Below are 17231 nucleotides of genomic sequence, written 5' to 3'. Positions count from 1 at the left end.
CTGCGGGAGTACAGCGACGAGCTCGCGACGCTCGGCGTGGGGGAGCGGTGACGACCACCGCGGTGCGCCCGCCCGCACCGGCCCGTCCCGCACGGGGCGCCGCGGCGCCCGGCCCGCTGGCCGGGACCGGTCGGCTGCTGCGGCTCGCGCTGCGCACCGACCGCTGGACCACCGGCGTCTGGGCCGCGGCCGTGGCGGGGACCGCGCAGGCGTCGGTCGTCGGGCTCGCGGGCCTGTACGCGTCGCCCGCCGAGCTGGCCGCGCGCGCCGAGCTCATCGCGTCGCCCGCCGCGACCGCGCTCGCCGGCCCCGGCTACGGGCTCGACCGCTACACGCTGGGTGCGATGACGGCCAACGAGCTGGGGCTGTGGCTCGCGGTGCCCGTCGCGATCATGGCCGTGCTCGCGGTCGCGCGGCACCTGCGCGCGCCCGAGGAGGACGGTCGGCTCGAGCTCGTCCGCGCGCAGCCCGTGGGGCGTGCGGCCCCCGTCGTCGCGGGCATGCTCGCGACCGCGTCGTCGGTGCTGGTCGTCGGGGTGGTGCTGCTCGCGGCGCTCCTGACGACCCCGCTCGACCCGGCCGGGTCCGCGCTGCTCGCGGCGTCGGTCGTCGCGGCGGCGCTCGTGCTCGGCGCCGTCACGGCCGTCGCGGCACAGCTCACGACGCACGCCCGCACGGTGCGCGTGCTCGGCACGGCGGCCCTCGGCGTCGCGTTCGTGCTGCGCGCGGTCGGCGACGTCCGGGGGCCGCGCAGCACCAGCGTGTGGACGTGGCTGTCGCCGTTCGGCTGGTCGCAGGCCACCGCGCCGTACACGCTCGACCGCTGGTGGCCGCTCGCCGTGAGCGCGCTCGCGGTCGTCGCCGCGGTGGGTCTCGCGGCCGTGCTGGTGCGGCGTCGCGACGTCGGCACCGGGCTGCTCGCGGACCGGCGCGGACCCGCGCGCGGTCGGGTCGCGGGCCTCGTCGGGCTCACCTGCCGGCGGCAGCGCACGTCGGTGCTGTCGTGGGGTGCGGGCGTCGTGCTCACGGGCGGCCTGGTGGGGGTGCTCGCGTCGGCGGTCGTGCGGTTCGTCGACGAGGAGCCGTCGATGTCCGTGCTGCTCGGCGACGGCTCGGACGCCGTGGGGGCCGCCTTCGGGCTCTACACGGTGTTCCTCGCGGTGCTCGCCGGCGCGTACGCCGCGACGGCCGTCGGTGCGGCCGTCGCGGACGAGCGGTCGGGACGCGCGACCGCGGTGCTCGCGCTGCCCGTGTCCCGCGCGCGCTGGCTCGGGGCGCAGGTCGCGTGCGCGGCCGTCGCCGCCACGACGATGCTGCTGCTCGCCGGGCTCGTCATGGGTGTCGGCGCGGCGCTCGCCCTCGACGACGCGAGCCAGGTGGGGCGCCTGCTCGGGGCGACCGCGGGGGCCGTGCCCGGCGTGCTCGTCGTCCTGGGCGTCGCGACCGCCGTGGCGGGCCTCGCACCACGCGCGTACACCGGCGTGTGGCTGTACGTCGCGTACGTCGGGACGCTCGGGATGTTCGCGGCCCTGCTGCCCGCCGGCGTCGACGCGCTGTCGCCGTTCGCGCACCTGCCGGCCCTGCCCGCGCAGCCGCCCGACGGCCGCGCCGTGGCGGCCGTCGCCGCGGTCGCCGTGCTGCTCGCGGCGGCCGGCCTGGTCGGTGTGCGACACCGTGACCTGGAGGGGTGAGGCCTCGGTAGGCTGCACGCTGGTCCGGCAGTCGTCGGCCGCGACATCGAGGGGGACGCCCGCATGAGCGACACCGGACGACCCGGGCAGCCGGAGCAGCAGCCCGGACCCGTGGGCCCGACGCACCGACCCGCCGCGACGCCGCAGGGCGTCCCCGCCCCGGGTGCGGGCCGGCCCGCGTGGGCGCCGTCCGGCACGTCCGGTCCCGCCGCGCCCGTGGCCCCGACCGCCCCGGGCGGCCCCGGCACGGGTGACGACGAGGGTCGCCGCCGCCCGGCGTGGCTGCTGCCCGTCGCGATCGGCGTCGTCGTGCTGCTCGTCGCCGGCGCGGTCGTGGCGTGGTTCATGACGCGTGACGACGCCGCCCCCGAGCCGACCGGCGACGCCGAGACCGTCGTGCTGCCCGTGCCGACGCCCGCCACCGCGCCCGTGGCGCGCGAGGCGAGCACGGTGTTCGCCACGGCGCTGCCCACGACCGTGCTGCAGTACGCGCTCGCGACGTCGCAGGAGGACGCCGAGTGGCTCGGCGCGGGGGCCCTCGAGGCCTACTCGGAGACGTTCACCGACGGTGCCGACGGCACCGTGACCGTGCGCGCCGCGCAGCTCGAGACCCCCGAGGCCGCGACCGCCTTCCAGGAGCGGCTCGCCGCGCAGGGGCCCGTCCCGGCGCCCGACACGGGTGCGACGACCGCCGCCCCCGACGCGCCGGCGCTGCCGGACTCGGGTGACGTGACGGTCGCCGGTCAGGTCGTCGGCACCTACACGGTCACCGACGCGGGCGACGGCACCGGTGTCGCGGTGTGGCGCAACGGCACCGCCGTGTTCCAGCTGACCGCGCCGGTGGCCGACGTCCTGGACGCGTACCTGGCCTACGGCCTCTGACGCCGTCGGGCGCACCCGACCGGGCGCGCCCGGTCGTCGTCCCGTCGTCTCCGTCCTGCGGCGGTCTCAGCGCCGCAGGACGGAGACGACGTTCCCCGCGGGGTCGGTGAACCACGCGACGTCCGGCCCCTCGTCGCCGCCGCGCGCTATCTCGTCGTCGGACTCGGCGTGGATCCCGGGGTAGCGCTCGAACGTGACCCCGCGCCCCCGCAGCCACGCGACGGCACCCTCCAGGTCGTCGACCGCCAGGTTGAGCACCGTGAACGACGCCGGCCGGTGGGCACCTCCCTTGGGGTACACGAACACCTCGGTGCCGGACGGGCCGCCGGGTCCGGGGTCGGGGCCCGTCGATCGGACAGGTGGGCCCGGCCGCAGCCACAGGCCCATCGGGGTGCGTTCGACGTCGAGACCGAGCACGTCGCCGTAGAAGCGCTCGGCGGCGTCGAGGTCGTCGACCGAGAAGCTGCTGAACACGTGCGCGTCGCTGAGCACGGTCGTGCCTCCGTCCCTCGTCCCGGGGCGGCGGGTGCCGACCCGTCAGGTACCGACCCGCGCGGGCCCGGCGTGCGTGTCACCCGGACGGGTGGTGCTCAGCGTGCGGGCCGCAGCACGTACCCCACGCCGCGCAGCGTGTGCAGCATCGGCTCGCGACCCTTGTCGATCTTGCGACGCAGGTAGGACACGTACAGCTCGACGATGTTCGCCTGCCCGCCGAAGTCGTACTGCCACACGCGGTCGAGGATCTGCGGCTTGCTGAGCACGCGGCGCGGGTTGCGCATGAAGTACCGCAGCAGCTCGAACTCGGTCGCCGTCAGACGGATCTCGTCGTCCCCCCGCCAGACCTCGTGGCTGTCCTCGTCCAGGCGCAGGTCGCCCACGCTGAGGACCGACACCGGCGAGGGCGCGACCGCACCCGCGTGCCGCAGCAGGCCGCGCACCCGTGCCACGACCTCCTCGAGGCCGAACGGCTTCGTCACGTAGTCGTCGCCGCCCGCGGTCAGACCGCTCACGCGGCCGTCCACGGCGTCCCGTTCCGTGAGGAACAGGACGGGCACGTGCGGTGACGTCCGGCGGATCCCGCGCAGCAGGTCCAGGGCCGGGGACTCCGGCAGCGAGACCGAGAGCAGGACCACGTCCGGCCCGAGCCTGCCGGCCAGCTCGACCGCCTCCGGCCCGGCCGGGGCGTGCTCGACCTGCCAGCCCTCGTACCGCAGCGCGGTCGAGAGCAGCTCGGCGAGGCTCGCCTCGTCCTCGACGACGAGCGCGCGCACCGGGCTGCCGTCGGGGCGCGTGAGCGTGTCGGGCCTGCGGGTGGGACGCGGTGCCGCGGTCGTGGTCGTCATGCGACCAGCGTCGCGACGCGCGCTGTGGTGGGGCTGGACCGGACCTGTGAGTTGCCTGAGCCCTGCGCGTCGGTCGCGGCGCTCAGACGGCGTCGGCCGCCGCGAGGTCGGCGCCGGGGGACGCGGGGACGTCGCCGACCGGGCGCGGCGCGTCGGGACCCGCGAGCGTCGCGCCGAGGATCGCCTCGATCGCGAAGGCCGTCGCGTCCGGCAGGTCCACGGCCGACTCGTCGAGCAGCCACTGCACCTGCAGACCGTCCATCACGCCGATGATCGCGTCGGCCGCACGCACGGCCGCCGCGCGGGGGACGTGCGGACCCAGGTCCTGCACGGCGTCGGCGACCTGGCCGCGCAGCACCGCGAACCGCTGCGTGACCCACTGCCGCGCCGGATGACCCTCCGTCACCGACTCGCCCACCAGCACCGTGTAGCCCTGCACGATCCCCGGCCGGGCCTCGTTCGCGCGGACCGTGCGCACCAGGTGCCGGAACAGCTCGAGCCCCGCGGGGATGTGCTGACCCTCCAGGTCGCGCACGCCGTCGTCGTCACGCTGCTGCAGCACCGCGACCAGCAGCTGCTCCTTCGAGCCGAAGTGGTGCAGCACGCCGGCGTGCGTGATGCCCACCTGCTCCGCGACGTCCGCGAGCGACCCCGTGCGGTACCCCTTGGTGCCGAACGTGCGGGCTGCGGCGCGCACGATCTCCTCGCGACGCTCCAGCGTCGACGCGCGCGGGCGGCGAACCCGGCTGGTCAGGGCCTCGTCCATGCGCGAACACTACGGCCGGACGCGAGGCCGGCGGTCCGTGCGACCGCGGTGCCGGACCTCCCGCCCCGGCACGTCCCCCAGGTGGCCTACCGTGTGACGGTGCACGAGGACCTCCCCCTCCCGGCGGCCCCGGGACCCGTCGCGGTGCGACGTCCGCGGTCGCGCGGCTGGGTCGTCGCCGTGTGCGTCGTCGTCGCCGTGGTCTGCGCCGTCGGCGTGTGGGCGCTGTGGCGCGCGTTCGTCGACACGTGGGCGGGGCAGCGGGTCGAGGACGCGGCGCTCGACGGCGCGACGACCGGCCAGGGCCACCTGTGGCGCCTCGCCGAGCCCGTGCTCGACGTCGTGTCGGTCGGCTTCGTCGCGGTCGGCCTGCTCGTCGCCGCCGGGGTCGCGCTCGTGCGGCGCCGGTGGTCGCTCGCGCTGCAGGTCGCCGTGCTCGTCGCCGGGGCCAACCTCACCACGCGCCTCGTGAAGTACGAGGTCCTCCAGCGACCCGTGCTGGGCGTCGGCGCCGACTACGGCAACACCCTGCCCAGCGGGCACACGACGGCCGCCGGGTCGGTCTCCGCGGCGCTGCTCCTGGTCGCGCCGCCGCGGGCGCGTCCGGCCGTCGCCGTGCTCGGCGCCTCCTACACCGCCGCGACCGGCGTCTCGACGCTCGTCGGCCAGTGGCACCGGCCCTCCGACGTCGTCGCCGGGGCGCTCGTCGTGCTGGGCTGGACGGCCCTGGTGTGCGCGGCGATGGCGCTGCGGCCCGCGCGCCCCGGTGCCGCGACCGCGACGTTCCGGCGCGTCGACCGCGCCGACCCCTGGCGTGCGCGCACGCGGCGCACCGCCGTCGCGCTGGCCGTGGTGGGCGTCGCCGCGGGCGCCGCGGCCGCCGTGCTGCTGACCCGCACCTGGGCGTACCGCGCCGGTCCGACGTCCCGGGCCGACGAGATGCTGGCCTACGGTGGGGGCGTCGCGGGGGTCGTCGCGGCGTGCGGCCTGGCGTTCGCGCTCATGCTCGTGCTGCGGCACGCGGCGGGCTCACGGGACGACGCGTCCGCGTCGTCGGCTTGACGCCAGCACGTAGAGTCCCCCCGGTACGGTCGGGCGCGGCGATGCGCCGACCCCACCCCCTCGGCACGGAAGGCCGGTCAGATGCCCGCAGGTCGCAAGCTCGTCATCGTGGAGTCGCCCGCCAAGGCGCGCACGATCGCCGGTTACCTCGGCGAGGGCTTCGACGTCGAGGCGTCGGTCGGCCACATCCGTGACCTGCCGCAGCCCTCGGAGCTGCCGGCGGACATGAAGAAGGGCCCGTACGGCAAGTTCGCGGTCGACGTCGAGAACGGGTTCACGCCGTACTACGTCGTCGACGCGGACAAGAAGAAGAAGGTCGCCGAGCTCAAGAAGCTCCTCAAGGAGTCCGACGAGCTCTACCTCGCGACCGATGAGGACCGCGAGGGCGAGGCCATCGCGTGGCACCTGCTGGCCGAGCTCAAGCCCAAGGTGCCGGTCAAGCGCATGGTGTTCCACGAGATCACCCCCGAGGCGATCACGCGGGCGCTGGAGAACACACGCGAGCTCGACGAGCGTCTCGTCGACGCGCAGGAGACCCGCCGCATCCTCGACCGCCTGTACGGCTACGAGGTCAGCCCCGTGCTGTGGCGCAAGGTGCGGCAGGGCCTGTCGGCCGGGCGCGTGCAGTCGGTCGCGACGCGTCTGGTGGTCGAGCGCGAGCGTGAGCGCATGGCGTTCGTGCCCGCCGACTACTGGGACGTCACCGGCACGTTCGCGGTCGCCGACACCGCCGAGCCCACGTTCTCGGCGCGCCTGACGGGCGTCGGCGGGCAGCGCGTCGCGTCGGGCCGCGACTTCGACGACCGCGGGCAGCTGAAGACGCGCGACGCCGTCGCGCTCGACGAGGCGCGGGCCTCGGCGCTGGTCAGCGGGCTCGACGGTGCCGCGTTCACGGTGCAGTCGCTCGAGACCAAGCCGTACACGCGCCGCCCCGCCGCGCCGTTCACCACCTCGACGCTCCAGCAGGAGGCGTCGCGCAAGCTCCGCATGGCCTCGCGCCAGACCATGCGCACCGCGCAGTCGCTGTACGAGAACGGCTACATCACCTACATGCGGACCGACTCGCCCGGGCTGTCGTCCCAGGCGATCGACGCCGCGCGGCGCCAGGTCGCCGAGCTCTACGGCTCCGACTACGTGCCCGACAAGCCGCGCGTCTACACCTCGAAGGCCAAGGGTGCGCAGGAGGCCCACGAGGCCATCCGCCCCGCGGGCGACCACTTCCGCACGCCGGCGCAGGTCGCGCGCGAGCTGTCGGGCGACCAGTTCAAGCTCTACGAGCTGATCTGGAAGCGCACGGTCGCCTCGCAGATGGCCGACGCGCGCGGGCAGACCGCCTCGGTGCGGCTGGCCGCGACGGCGACGACCGCCGACGGCCCCGTCGAGACCGTGTTCTCCGCGTCCGGCACCGTCATCACGTTCCGCGGGTTCCTCGCGGCGTACGAGGAGGGGCGCGACCGCGGCCGGTACGACGACGCCGAGGCCGGTGCCGCCGCCGGGAACGACGACGCCCGGCTGCCGCAGATGGCGCAGGGCGACGCGCTCACGGCGTCCGACCTGGCCGCCGACGGGCACCGCACGTCGCCGCCGCCGCGCTACACCGAGGCGTCGCTCGTCAAGGCGCTCGAGGAGCGCGGCATCGGTCGCCCCTCGACGTACGCCGCGACGATCGGCGTCATCCAGGACCGCGGGTACGTCACGAGCCGCGGGCAGGCGCTCGTGCCGACGTGGCTCGCGTTCGCGGTGACGCGGCTGCTCGAGGAGAACTTCGACCGCCTCGTGGACTACAACTTCACGGCCGGCATGGAGGAGGACCTCGACGCGATCGCCGCGGGCCAGAAGGCGCGCGTCGACTGGTTGACGGACTTCTACTTCGGCGACCGGTCGGACTCCCCGGAGTCCGGGGGGCTGCGCGGCCTCGTCGACAACCTCGGCGAGATCGACGCGCGCGAGGTCAACTCGATCGACATCGGCGACGGCATCACGCTGCGCGTCGGCCGCTACGGCCCCTACCTTGAGGCCCCGGGCGACGGGCCGGACGCCGACCCGCTGCGCGCGTCCGTCCCCGAGGACCTGGCGCCCGACGAGCTCACGGTCGCCAAGGCCCGCGAGCTGCTCGAGACGCAGCCCGACGGCGACCAGGTGCTCGGCACCGACCCGACCACCGGCACGCAGATCGTGGCGCGCAACGGCCGCTACGGGCCGTACGTCACCGAGGTGCTGCCCGAGCCGGAGCTCGACCCGGGTCTGTCGGCCGCGGCGCGCAAGAAGGCGCTCGCGGCGCAGCCCAAGCCCCGCACGGCGTCGCTGTTCAAGTCGATGCAGCTCGCGACCGTCACGCTCGACGACGCGCTGCGCCTGCTGTCGCTGCCGCGCGTGGTCGGCGTCGACCCCGAGTCGGGTGCCGAGATCACGGCGCAGAACGGCCGCTACGGGCCGTACCTCAAGAAGGGCACCGACTCGCGCACGCTCGCGTCCGAGGAGCAGCTCTTCACGATCGCGCTCGACGAGGCCCTCGCGATCTACGCGCAGCCCAAGCGCGGCCGCGGCCAGACCGCGACCCCGCCGCTGCGCGAGCTCGGCGACGACCCGACCAGCGGGAAGCCGATCGTCGTCAAGGACGGCCGGTTCGGCGCGTACGTGACCGACGGCGAGACCAACCGCACGCTGCCGCGCGACGTCACGCCCGAGTCGATCACGCCCGAGCAGGCCGTCGAGCTGCTCGCCGAGAAGCGCGCCGCCGGGCCGGCGAAGAAGCGCACGACGGCCCGCAAGACCACGACGACCCGCAAGAAGTCGACCGCCAAGGGCTGACCTCGACGCCACCACGCGGGTGCGCGTCTGGCCTGTTGGTCGGCGGGGCAGACGGCTGCCGCCAGCCGTCGGTGCTGGTCGTTCGACGTCGTGACCGGGCTGGTGGTGGCTTCTCGACGTCGTGTCACCAGGTCGGTCGTGGTCGCTCGACGTCGTGACCGGGTCCGTGGTGGTCGCGGCGATCTCGCCCGGTCGGTGGTGGCCTCCTCGACGCCGTGACCAGGTGTGCGGTGCCCGGGCGGCGAGACGGGTCGCTCACGAGACCGGGCCCAGGACGCGTCATGGACACCGGAGGCGGCGTCAGCCCGGTCTCGCGCGTGGTCGATCCGGGCGCGACGCCGTGGCGCCGGCGTCGAGGCGACCCGTCGCCCGCCGAGACCCGTGGTGATGCCCGCCGATGCGGTGCGCCTCGGCCCTCAGCACGCCCGGCCCGTCGGCTCGTCGGGTGGACGTGGTGCCGGTCACTCGTCGAGCGGTGCGGGGGCCGTTGTCCGGTCGGCGAGACGCGTAAGTCACGAGACCGGGCGGAGGGGGCTCATCGACGTCGTGCGCGACGTCAGCCCGGTCTCGCGCGGCGCGCGTCCCACGACTCGAGACGTCGAGGGCCGCCGTCCCGCCGGGCGCGGCGGTGGTCCCGGAGGCGTCGGTGGTCGCTCGGTGGGTGTGGTGCTGCGGTCGGTTCCCTTGATGGGGAGCGGTGTTCCGGTCGGGCCCCTCGGTTCGCCGAGCCGTCCCCAGGCGTCGCGTCCCGCTGCCCGACCACCGTGCGGGGCGAGGCGTCCCGTGGCGTGACGGGCGCGTGGTCGAGTGCCGACATGCGCACCGCCGCACCACTTCCTCCGGGACTCCTGCGCACGGCGCTCCAGCAGGAGGGACTCGTCGACTCGGAGCAGTGCGACGCGGTCGGAGTCGGTGCGGCGCGGCGTGGTGCGCTGCGCCGTGCGGGTCTCCTCGAGCGTGTCGTCCGAGGCGTGCACGACCTCGCCCCCGCGCTCGACGCCGCGGACGTGCCGGCGTGGCAGCGGGCCGACCGATGGGAGCGTGCGCGCCGTCGGGCGGCGTGGCTGGGTGTCCTGGCGGTCGGCCGTGCGCGCGGCGTGGCCGTCGGGGCCTGCGCGCTCGCGCTGCTCGGAGTCGAAGGGCTTCCTGTGCGGATCCGGCCCGAGGTCGCGCTGCTGGACGGGACGCACCGCGTGCCGGGCGGCGGCGTGCACGTGCGCTGCGGCGTGCCCGAGCGTGTCGAGCGACTCGGCCCGGTGATGGTCGTCGACCCGGTGACGGCGCTCGCCCAGACGGTGCCGACGCTGGACCGGGAGCACGCGGTGGCCGTGCTGGACTCGGCGATCCATCGGCGGCTGGTGCGGGAGGACGAGCTCGAAGAGGTCCGCCGCCGGACCTGGGGGCGGCGGGGGAGCGTGCGGGTGGCCCGATGGTGGGACCTCGTCGACGGGCGCGCGCAGTCCCCGCTGGAGACGCGTGCCCGGCTGCAGTGCCGTGATGCCGGGATCGCTCCGCACGACCTGCAGGTCGCCGTGCGCGACGGCAGCGGACGGGTGGTCGCGCGCGGCGACCTCGGGTGGCGGCTCGACGACGGCCGGCTGCTGCTGGTCGAGATCGACGGCGCCACGCCGCACGGGTCGCCCGACGCGCTGTACCGGGACCGGGCACGGCAGAACGCGATCGTCGCCACCGGGGCGCTCCTGCTGCGGTTCACGGCGGACGACCTGCGGCACCGTCGCGTGGCCGAGGCGGTCGCCCGTCACGTGACGCCGTCCACGAGATGGAACGGCAGCGTCGCGACACCGGGCTGACAACCGTCACAAACCGCGGGCTCGGCCGGGAGCCCGGTGTCGCAGGCGCTGTGTCCCGGATGCTGGGACGTCCCTGGCCCCTGGCCCCTGGCCCCTGGCGCTCGCCACCTGGCACCGGCACCCGGACCGGAACCCCGTGCCCGCACCCGGCCACCCGCCACCCGCACCCGGTACACGCACTCGGCACGCGGTACCGAACCCGGTACCTGCACCCCGGTACCCGCACTCGGCGCCTGCACCCGGGCGTGTGCGCCGCGCGGCACCGCGTCGGCGGTGGGCACTAGGTTGGTGCCATGGCTCGCACCGAGGACCCGCGCACCGCCCCGTCGATCCGCTGGGGCATCATCGGTGCCGGTGGCATCGCCAGCCAGTTCGCCCACTCCGTGCGCGAGTTCACGCGCGCGCAGCTCGTGGCGGTCGGCTCGCGGCACAAGGACCGCGCCGAGCGGTTCGCCACCGCGCACGGCATCCCCACGACGCACGTCGGCTACCGCGACCTCGTCGAGGACAAGCAGGTCGACGCGGTGTACGTCGCGACGCCGCACTCCGAGCACCGGGAGCACGCGCTGCTCGCGATCCGCGCCGGCAAGCACGTGCTCGTCGAGAAGTCGTTCACGCGCAACGTCGACGAGGCGCGCGAGGTGTTCGACGCGGCGCGCGAGGCCGGCGTGTTCGTCATGGAGGCGATGTGGACGCGGTTCCTGCCGCACGTCGCCGCGCTGCACCAGGTCATCGACTCGGGCGAGATCGGCGACATCGTCAACATCCGCGCCGACCACGGCCAGTTCTTCCCGTTCGACGCCGCGAGCCGGCTCTACGACCCCGCGCTCGCGGGCGGGGCGCTGCTCGACCTCGGCGTGTACCCGGTCGCGTGGGCGCACGACTTCCTGGGCGTCCCCACGGGCGTGCACGCGTTCGGCCAGCTCACCAGCACCGGCGTCGACGGCCAGATCTCGATGGTGCTCGAGTACGGCGAGGGCACGCAGGCCACGCTGAACACGACGCTGTGGTCGAAGACCCCCACGACGTCGTCGATCTCCGGCACCGAGGGGTACATCCGCGTCGCCGGGCCGTTCTACGCGCCCACGTCGTTCCGCCTCGCGCGGCGTGACGGCCGCGAGTGGACGTTCGACCAGCCCGCGCAGCGCGGCCTGCAGTACGAGGCCGCCGAGGTCGCGCGCCGCATCGCCGACGGCGACACCGAGAGCCCGCGCATGTCGTGGCAGGGCACGCTCGACGTCATGACGACGATGGACGAGATCCGCCGTCAGGTGGGCGTCGCGTACCCGGGCGAGCCGGCGGCCTGACCGGAGGGCGGGGTCGGGTCGGTGCCGGAGGTGTCGGCGCCGGCGACTAGCCTGACGGCGTGAGTCCCGACCCCCGTGCCGTGCCCGCCGACGTCCCGCGCGAGCGGGGCCGCGAGCATGCTGGCGACCTCGCCGGGCTGTTCGTGTCGTTCGAGGGCGGCGACGGCGTCGGGAAGTCGACGCAGGTCTCCCTGCTGGGGCACCACCTGGCCGCGCTCGGGCGCGAGGTCGTCGTGACCCGGGAGCCGGGCGGCACGCCGCTCGGGCTCGAGCTGCGGCAGGCGATCCTGCACGGCGAGGACCTCGACCCGCGCACCGAGGCGCTGCTGTACGCGGCCGACCGTGCGCACCACGTCGCGACGCTCGTGCGCCCGGCCCTCGAGCGGGGAGCGGTCGTGCTCACGGACCGCTACCTCGACTCGTCGGTCGCGTACCAGGGCACGGGTCGCGGGCTCGGGGCGGACGAGGTCGAGCGGCTGTCGCTGTGGGCCGCGCGCGGCCTGCTCCCGCACGTCACGGTGCTGCTCGACCTCGACCCCGCGGTGGGCCTCGCACGCCTGACGGGAGACCCGGACCGGTTGGAGTCCGCGGGGGCGGACTTCCACCGCCGCACGCGTGAGGCGTTCCTCGCGCGCGCCGCGCAGGACCCGGGCCGGTGGCTCGTGCTCGACGCCGCGCAGCCGGCCGAGGTCGTCGCGGCGCAGGTCCGCGAGCGGCTCGCACCGTTCCTGGCGGGCGCCGCGTGAGCGTCTGGGACGACCTCGTCGGGCAGGAGCCGGCCGTCGCGGTGCTGCGGCGGGCGGTCGCGGACCCGTCGGCGATGACGCACGCGTGGCTGCTCACGGGGCCTCCGGGGTCGGGGCGGTCCAACGCGGCGCGTGCGTTCGCGGCTGCGCTGCAGTGCGAGGCCGGCGGTTGCGGCACGTGCCACGCGTGCACCACGACGCTCGCGGGTGCCCACCCCGACGTGACGTTCGTGGCGACCGAGGGCGTGTTCATCCGCGTGGACGCGACGCGCCCGCTCGTCGAGCTCGCGCAGCGGTCGCCGTCGCAGGGTCGGTGGCGCGTGATCGTCGTCGAGGACGCCGACCGGTTCAACGACCAGAGCGCGAACGTGCTGCTCAAGGCCGTCGAGGAGCCGCCCGAGCGCACGGTCTGGCTGCTGTGCGCGCCCAGCCCGGAGGACGTGCTGGTCACGATCCGCTCGCGCAGCCGGTCGGTCGGGCTGCGCGTGCCGCCCGTCGACGCGGTGGCCGAGCTGCTGGTGCGTCGTGACGGCGCCGACCCCCGCACCGCGCACGTCGCGGCCCGCGCCGCCCAGAGCCACATCGGCATCGCGCGTCGCCTGGCGCGTGACGCGCAGGCGCGGGAGCGGCGCGCCGCGGTGCTGTCGCTCGCGTCGCGGGTGCGCGGCGTCGGTGACGCGGTGCTCGCCGCGGGTGAGCTCGTCGAGACCGCGCAGGCCGACGCCAAGGCCGCGACCGAGGAGCGGGACGCGGCCGAGCGCACCGAGCTGCTGCGCGGGCTGGGTGCCGAGGGCGCGCAGACGCTCCCGCCGGCGCTGCGCGCGCAGGTGCGCCAGCTGGAGGAGGAGCAGAAGCGTCGGGCCACGCGTGCCCAGCGCGACGTGCTCGACCGCGCGATGGTGGACCTGCTGTCGCTGTACCGCGACGTGCTGGTGGTGCAGCTCGGGGCGGGCGTCGAGCTCGTCAACGTCGAGCAGGAGGACGACGTCCGGGCGCTGGCCGCCGGGTCGACGCCCGAGCAGACGCTGCGCCGCATGGACGCGGTCGGCGTCGCGCGCACCCGCCTGGCGGGCAACGTCGCGCCGCTGCTCGCGGTCGAGGCGATGGCGATCGCGCTGCGGCCGCAGGGCTGACGCGTCGCCGCGCGGCCCTCGTCCGACGCGCCCGCGGGCCGACTACCGTAGGGGCCATGCCGACGCGTCCTGCCCTGCGCCGGTGCGCGCTCCTCGTCCTGGTGGTGCTCACCCTCGCCGGGTGCCTGGCACCCAAGCACCAGGCCACGGCACCGACGTCCGCCGCGACGACGTCGACCTCCGACCCCGCTCTCGCGCGCTACTACGACCAGGTCCTGGAGTGGACGACGTGCGGCGAGGAGCAGTGCGCCGACGCCACGGTCCCCCTGGACTGGGCGGACCCCGAGGGCGAGACGATCGAGGTCGCGCTGCGCCGCGTCCCGGCGAGCAGCGGGTCCCCGGTCGGCTCGCTGCTGGTGAACCCGGGTGGTCCGGGCCGGTCGGCCATCGACTCGATCACCTTCTTCCGGCAGGTCGTGTCGCGCGATGTCCTCGCGGCGTACGACCTCGTGGTGTTCGACCCGCGCGGCGTGCAGCACTCGACGCCGGTGACGTGCGTCGACCCCGCGGAGCTCGACGCGATCACCGCGTGGGTGCCGGACTTCTCGACCGACGCGGGCATCGCTGAGGCCGCCGAGCGCAACGGCGAGCTCGGCCGGGCGTGCCTCGAGCGCACGGGCGACCTGCTCGGGCACGTCGACACCCAGAGCGCCGCACGCGACATGGACGTGCTGCGCGCGACGCTCGGCGACGAGGCGCTGACGTACCTGGGCTTCTCGTACGGCACCGAGCTGGGCGCGACGTACGCCGCGCTCTTCCCGGAGCGCGCGGGCCGGCTGGTGCTCGACGGCGCGCTCGACCCGACGCTCGACACCGGCCAGGTCGCCGCGGGTCAGGCCGCCGGGTTCGAGAACGCCTTGCGCGCGTACGTCGCGGACTGCCAGACCGGGGCGCAGTGCCCGCTCACCGGTGACGTCGACGCCGGGCTCGAGCGTCTGTCGACGATGTTCGACCGGGCCCGGGCCAAGCCGCTGCCGACCGCGAGCGGGCGCCCGCTCACGGTCTCGCTCGCGTTCAGCGGTGTGGCGGCCGCGCTGTACTCGCAGGCCAGCTGGCCCGTGCTGACGCAGGCGATCTCGACCGCCCTCGGCGACGGCGACGGCACGGCGCTGCTGCAGCTCGCCGACAGCTACTACGGGCGCGAGCCCGACGGCACGTACTCCTCGAACCAGAACGAGGCGTTCACGGCCATCACGTGCCTCGACGACCGGCCGTCGGCCGATCCCGCGCAGATGCGTGCCGACGCCGCGGCGATCGCGCAGGTCGCGCCGACGGTGGGCGAGTTCTTCTCCTACGGCGGCGCGTCGTGCGCGGACTGGCCGGTCCCGGCCGTGCCCGCGCTGGGGTCCTACGCGGCCGACGGTGCGGCGCCGATCGTCGTGATCGGGACGACCAACGACCCGGCGACGCCGTACGCGTGGGCCGAGCAACTCGCGGACCTGCTGTCCTCGGGCGTGCTGCTCACGTACGAGGGCGAGGGGCACACGGCCTACGGGCGGTCCAACCGGTGCGTGAAGGACGCGGTCGACACGTTCCTGCTCACCGGCGAGCCCCCCGCGGCGGGCACCCGCTGCTGACTTTGGAGGTCGGCCGCCGGGCAGGTACAGTGGGCGCGCTCGCCGATCTGCCGCGGTCCGTCCGCGTCCGACGACGATGCCGCCTTAGCTCAGTCGGCAGAGCGTCTCACTCGTAATGAGAAGGTCAAGGGTTCGATTCCCTTAGGCGGCTCAGACCGAAGGCCCCGCAGCTGCGTCACGCAGCCGCGGGGCCTTCGTCGTGCGGGTGAGGTCGCGGGGGCCCGGGCGTCGCGGCCGATCGACCGGCTACAGCTCGCGGCCGAGCACGTCGACGAGCCGGGCGATCTTGTCCTCGTCGCGGCGGTAGTGCGTCCACTTGCCGACCCGCGTCGAGATCACGAGGCCCGCGTGCTCGAGCGTGCTCATGTAGGTCGACACGGTGGACTGCGCGAGGCCGGCCTTCTCGGTGATGTGGCTCACGCACACACCCACCTCGTCGGGGTCGGCGATGGCGCGCTCCTGCGGGAAGTGCGCGCGTGGGTCCCGCAGCCAGTGCAGGATGCGGAGCCGGACGGGGTTGCTCAGCGCCTTGAACGCCTCGAGGACCTGGGCGTCGACGGCCTCGTCGTCGTTGACGTGCACCGGCATGGGGCAGCTGTCCTCCTGTCATCGCGATGGTTCGGGATATCTCGATCTTCACGTCGAACCTAGCACCGGCTCGCCGTGCACGCCCACGAGGCGGTGCCGCCCGATCCGGCCGGGCACCGGCGAGCCCGCGGGGCGCTGCCGCAGCGCCCACGACACCAGCGCGTGGTCCAGCATGTACAGGCGCGCGGCCTCGGCCCGGCCGCCCGGGGACAGGTGGTCCACCACCCGCTCGAACGCCGAGGCGCCCCCGTACGCCGGGTGCGGCTCGTACAGCCGCTCCGCCAGCCCCAGCTCGCCCAGCACGTTGAGCACGTAGGCGAACGGGTACGGCCGGTTCGCGCGGCCGGCGGGCGTCGCCTCGAGCCGTGCGAACGGCGTCACCATGCGCTCGACCATCGCGTCCGTCACGAGGTCGGTGCGGCCCGTGACGTACGCGAGCTGGACGAGGTACGCGTACGAGATGCCGGACAGGAAGTAGTCGCGGCCCGGGTCGATCGACCGCCACCGCCCCACGACGTCCTCGACGAAGGCGTCGAGGTCGGGGAGCTGGTCGTCGAGCCGCCCCAGGTTGTCGAGCGCCACCACGTGGTAGAGGGCCATGTGGGTCCGCTCGACCGGTGCCATCGCCGTCATGAGGTCCCTCGCCTGCGCCAGCCGGTCGCGGCCCGCGTCGAGCAGCTCGAGGTGACCGGACACGGCGACCGCGTTGAGCGTCGTCAGCAGCGGGTACGCCTCGACGAACGCCGGCGACATCGCGCTGGGGAACGCGGGTTGCAGCTCCGCCCGGTGCGGTCCGTCCAGGTACGCGAGCGTCGCACGCAGGTGCTCCTCGACGACGTCCGCCCCACCCAGCACCGCGACCGCCGAGAGCAGCGTCGAGCCGCCCCGCCCGCGGAAGAACGGCGACGGGACCCGCGCGATCGACGCGAGCGCCGACGCGACCTGCGCGTCGTCGGGCACCACCGCCAGCTCGTGCGGCTCGAAGTGGGCGAGCGCGAGCAGGAGCGCCGTCCACGCGGCGACGCGCTCGTAGTCACCGTGCCGTCCCTGGTTCTCGTCGGCGATCTGGTCCGGCCGGATCTCGTCGACCGCCGCGAGCGTCTCCCGCACGAGCGGTCCCACGCGCACCGCGACCAGCGGGTCGGCGGTCAGTCCCAGCGTGGCCACGGCCGTCAGCAGGATCGACGCGGCCGTGACCCGTTCGTACGGCGTCGGGAGCGCCCGGGCGGTCGCCGCGACCGCGTCGACCCGCGCCGCGACGTGCCCCACGGGCAGCGGGTCGCCCCGCGCCACGTCGAGAGCCGCGCCCGCCAGCTCCGCCGCGAACCGCGTGTACGGGTGCGCGTCGGCCACGCGCTCGCGGAGCCGCGCGAAGGACCACCGGATGCGTCCGGCCTCGCCCGCGTCGAACCCGGACGGGTGCTGCCCCAGACCCACCCCGCGGACGATGCGGCTCCACGGCGTCGCGACCACGCGCGTGAGCGGCGTCAGGTCGCCCAGCCCCCGCACCGGGG

14 protein-coding genes and 1 tRNA gene are annotated in these 17231 nt (G+C 75.4%); 10 read left to right on the top strand and 5 right to left on the bottom strand.

Going from position 1 to position 17231, the window contains the following annotated elements:
* Window positions 1-47: 47 nt before the first annotated feature.
* Window positions 48-1691, top strand: a complete 1644-nt coding sequence (locus tag ATM99_RS10295; RefSeq protein WP_062102834.1) for an ABC transporter permease — start codon at window positions 48-50, stop codon at window positions 1689-1691.
* 63 nt (window positions 1692-1754) lie between these two features.
* Window positions 1755-2573: a hypothetical protein gene (locus ATM99_RS10290; protein WP_062102833.1), complete on the top strand. Its 819-nt coding sequence runs from the start codon at window positions 1755-1757 to the stop codon at window positions 2571-2573.
* 66 nt (window positions 2574-2639) lie between these two features.
* Here the strand turns inward: ATM99_RS10290 and ATM99_RS10285 are convergent, their stop codons facing one another.
* The 3 genes from ATM99_RS10285 to ATM99_RS10275 all read right to left on the bottom strand — a co-directional run bounded on the left by ATM99_RS10285 (window position 2640) and on the right by ATM99_RS10275 (window position 4682).
* The gene (locus ATM99_RS10285; protein WP_062102832.1) at window positions 2640-3065 is read right to left on the bottom strand and encodes a VOC family protein; all 426 of its coding nucleotides are present in this window, start codon (window positions 3063-3065) and stop codon (window positions 2640-2642) included.
* 98 nt (window positions 3066-3163) lie between these two features.
* Entirely contained in the window at window positions 3164-3916 is a 753-nt protein-coding gene (locus tag ATM99_RS10280) for a response regulator transcription factor (RefSeq protein WP_062102831.1), read from the bottom strand.
* Window positions 3917-3998: 82 nt separating this feature from the next.
* Window positions 3999-4682, bottom strand: coding sequence for a TetR/AcrR family transcriptional regulator (locus tag ATM99_RS10275; RefSeq protein ID WP_062102830.1), 684 nt, complete (start codon window positions 4680-4682; stop codon window positions 3999-4001).
* Between the two features lie 99 nt (window positions 4683-4781).
* Here ATM99_RS10275 and ATM99_RS10270 point away from each other — a divergent pair, with 99 nt between their 5' ends.
* The 8 genes from ATM99_RS10270 (at window position 4782) to ATM99_RS10235 (ending at window position 15280) form a co-directional block, all read left to right on the top strand.
* Complete coding sequence (locus tag ATM99_RS10270) at window positions 4782-5744, top strand: phosphatase PAP2 family protein (protein ID WP_223304974.1); 963 nt, start codon at window positions 4782-4784, stop codon at window positions 5742-5744.
* Window positions 5745-5825: 81 nt separating this feature from the next.
* Window positions 5826-8555 carry a type I DNA topoisomerase gene (gene topA / locus ATM99_RS10265; RefSeq protein ID WP_062102828.1) on the top strand — a complete coding sequence of 910 codons (2730 nt, stop codon included), beginning with the start codon at window positions 5826-5828 and terminating at the stop codon, window positions 8553-8555.
* Window positions 8556-9370: 815 nt separating this feature from the next.
* Window positions 9371-10366 (top strand): hypothetical protein, encoded by a 996-nt coding sequence (locus ATM99_RS10260; RefSeq protein WP_150118239.1) that lies wholly within the window; start codon window positions 9371-9373, stop codon window positions 10364-10366.
* Between the two features lie 293 nt (window positions 10367-10659).
* Window positions 10660-11673, top strand: a complete 1014-nt coding sequence (locus ATM99_RS10255; protein WP_062102826.1) for a Gfo/Idh/MocA family protein — start codon at window positions 10660-10662, stop codon at window positions 11671-11673.
* Between the two features lie 80 nt (window positions 11674-11753).
* Window positions 11754-12419, top strand: a complete 666-nt coding sequence (gene tmk / locus ATM99_RS10250; protein ID WP_062102825.1) for a dTMP kinase — start codon at window positions 11754-11756, stop codon at window positions 12417-12419.
* Window positions 12416-13552 carry a DNA polymerase III subunit delta' gene (locus ATM99_RS10245; RefSeq protein WP_062102824.1) on the top strand — a complete coding sequence of 379 codons (1137 nt, stop codon included), beginning with the start codon at window positions 12416-12418 and terminating at the stop codon, window positions 13550-13552. The genes tmk and ATM99_RS10245 overlap by 4 nt, the downstream gene beginning before the upstream one ends.
* Before the next feature lie 56 nt (window positions 13553-13608).
* Window positions 13609-15129, top strand: coding sequence for an alpha/beta hydrolase (locus ATM99_RS10240; protein WP_062102823.1), 1521 nt, complete (start codon window positions 13609-13611; stop codon window positions 15127-15129).
* Window positions 15130-15207: 78 nt separating this feature from the next.
* A tRNA-Thr gene (locus ATM99_RS10235) sits at window positions 15208-15280 on the top strand.
* Window positions 15281-15375: 95 nt separating this feature from the next.
* Here ATM99_RS10235 and ATM99_RS10230 read toward each other — a convergent pair.
* Together ATM99_RS10230 and ATM99_RS10225 are read right to left on the bottom strand one after the other, a co-directional pair.
* Window positions 15376-15717 (bottom strand): helix-turn-helix transcriptional regulator, encoded by a 342-nt coding sequence (locus ATM99_RS10230; RefSeq protein WP_062102822.1) that lies wholly within the window; start codon window positions 15715-15717, stop codon window positions 15376-15378.
* Window positions 15718-15765: 48 nt separating this feature from the next.
* Window positions 15766-17231: hypothetical protein (locus ATM99_RS10225; RefSeq protein WP_190278814.1), on the bottom strand; the 1466-nt coding region annotated here is incomplete at its 5' end.

This window comes from Cellulomonas sp. B6 (genome assembly GCF_001462455.1).
In the GTDB taxonomy this organism is placed as follows: domain Bacteria; phylum Actinomycetota; class Actinomycetes; order Actinomycetales; family Cellulomonadaceae; genus Cellulomonas.
This window is presented reverse-complemented; position numbering and strand designations above follow the sequence as displayed.

Coding starts and splice junctions, on each gene's coding strand:
- topA (WP_062102828.1), top strand. CDS start 5,826: ATGCCCGCAGGTCGCAAGCTCGTCATCGTGGAGTCGCCCGCCAAGGCG.
- ATM99_RS10255 (WP_062102826.1), top strand. CDS start 10,660: ATGGCTCGCACCGAGGACCCGCGCACCGCCCCGTCGATCCGCTGGGGC.
- ATM99_RS10275 (WP_062102830.1), bottom strand. CDS start 4,682: ATGGACGAGGCCCTGACCAGCCGGGTTCGCCGCCCGCGCGCGTCGACG.
- ATM99_RS10290 (WP_062102833.1), top strand. CDS start 1,755: ATGAGCGACACCGGACGACCCGGGCAGCCGGAGCAGCAGCCCGGACCC.
- ATM99_RS10240 (WP_062102823.1), top strand. CDS start 13,609: ATGCCGACGCGTCCTGCCCTGCGCCGGTGCGCGCTCCTCGTCCTGGTG.
- ATM99_RS10280 (WP_062102831.1), bottom strand. CDS start 3,916: ATGACGACCACGACCGCGGCACCGCGTCCCACCCGCAGGCCCGACACG.
- ATM99_RS10260 (WP_150118239.1), top strand. CDS start 9,371: ATGCGCACCGCCGCACCACTTCCTCCGGGACTCCTGCGCACGGCGCTC.
- ATM99_RS10230 (WP_062102822.1), bottom strand. CDS start 15,717: ATGCCGGTGCACGTCAACGACGACGAGGCCGTCGACGCCCAGGTCCTC.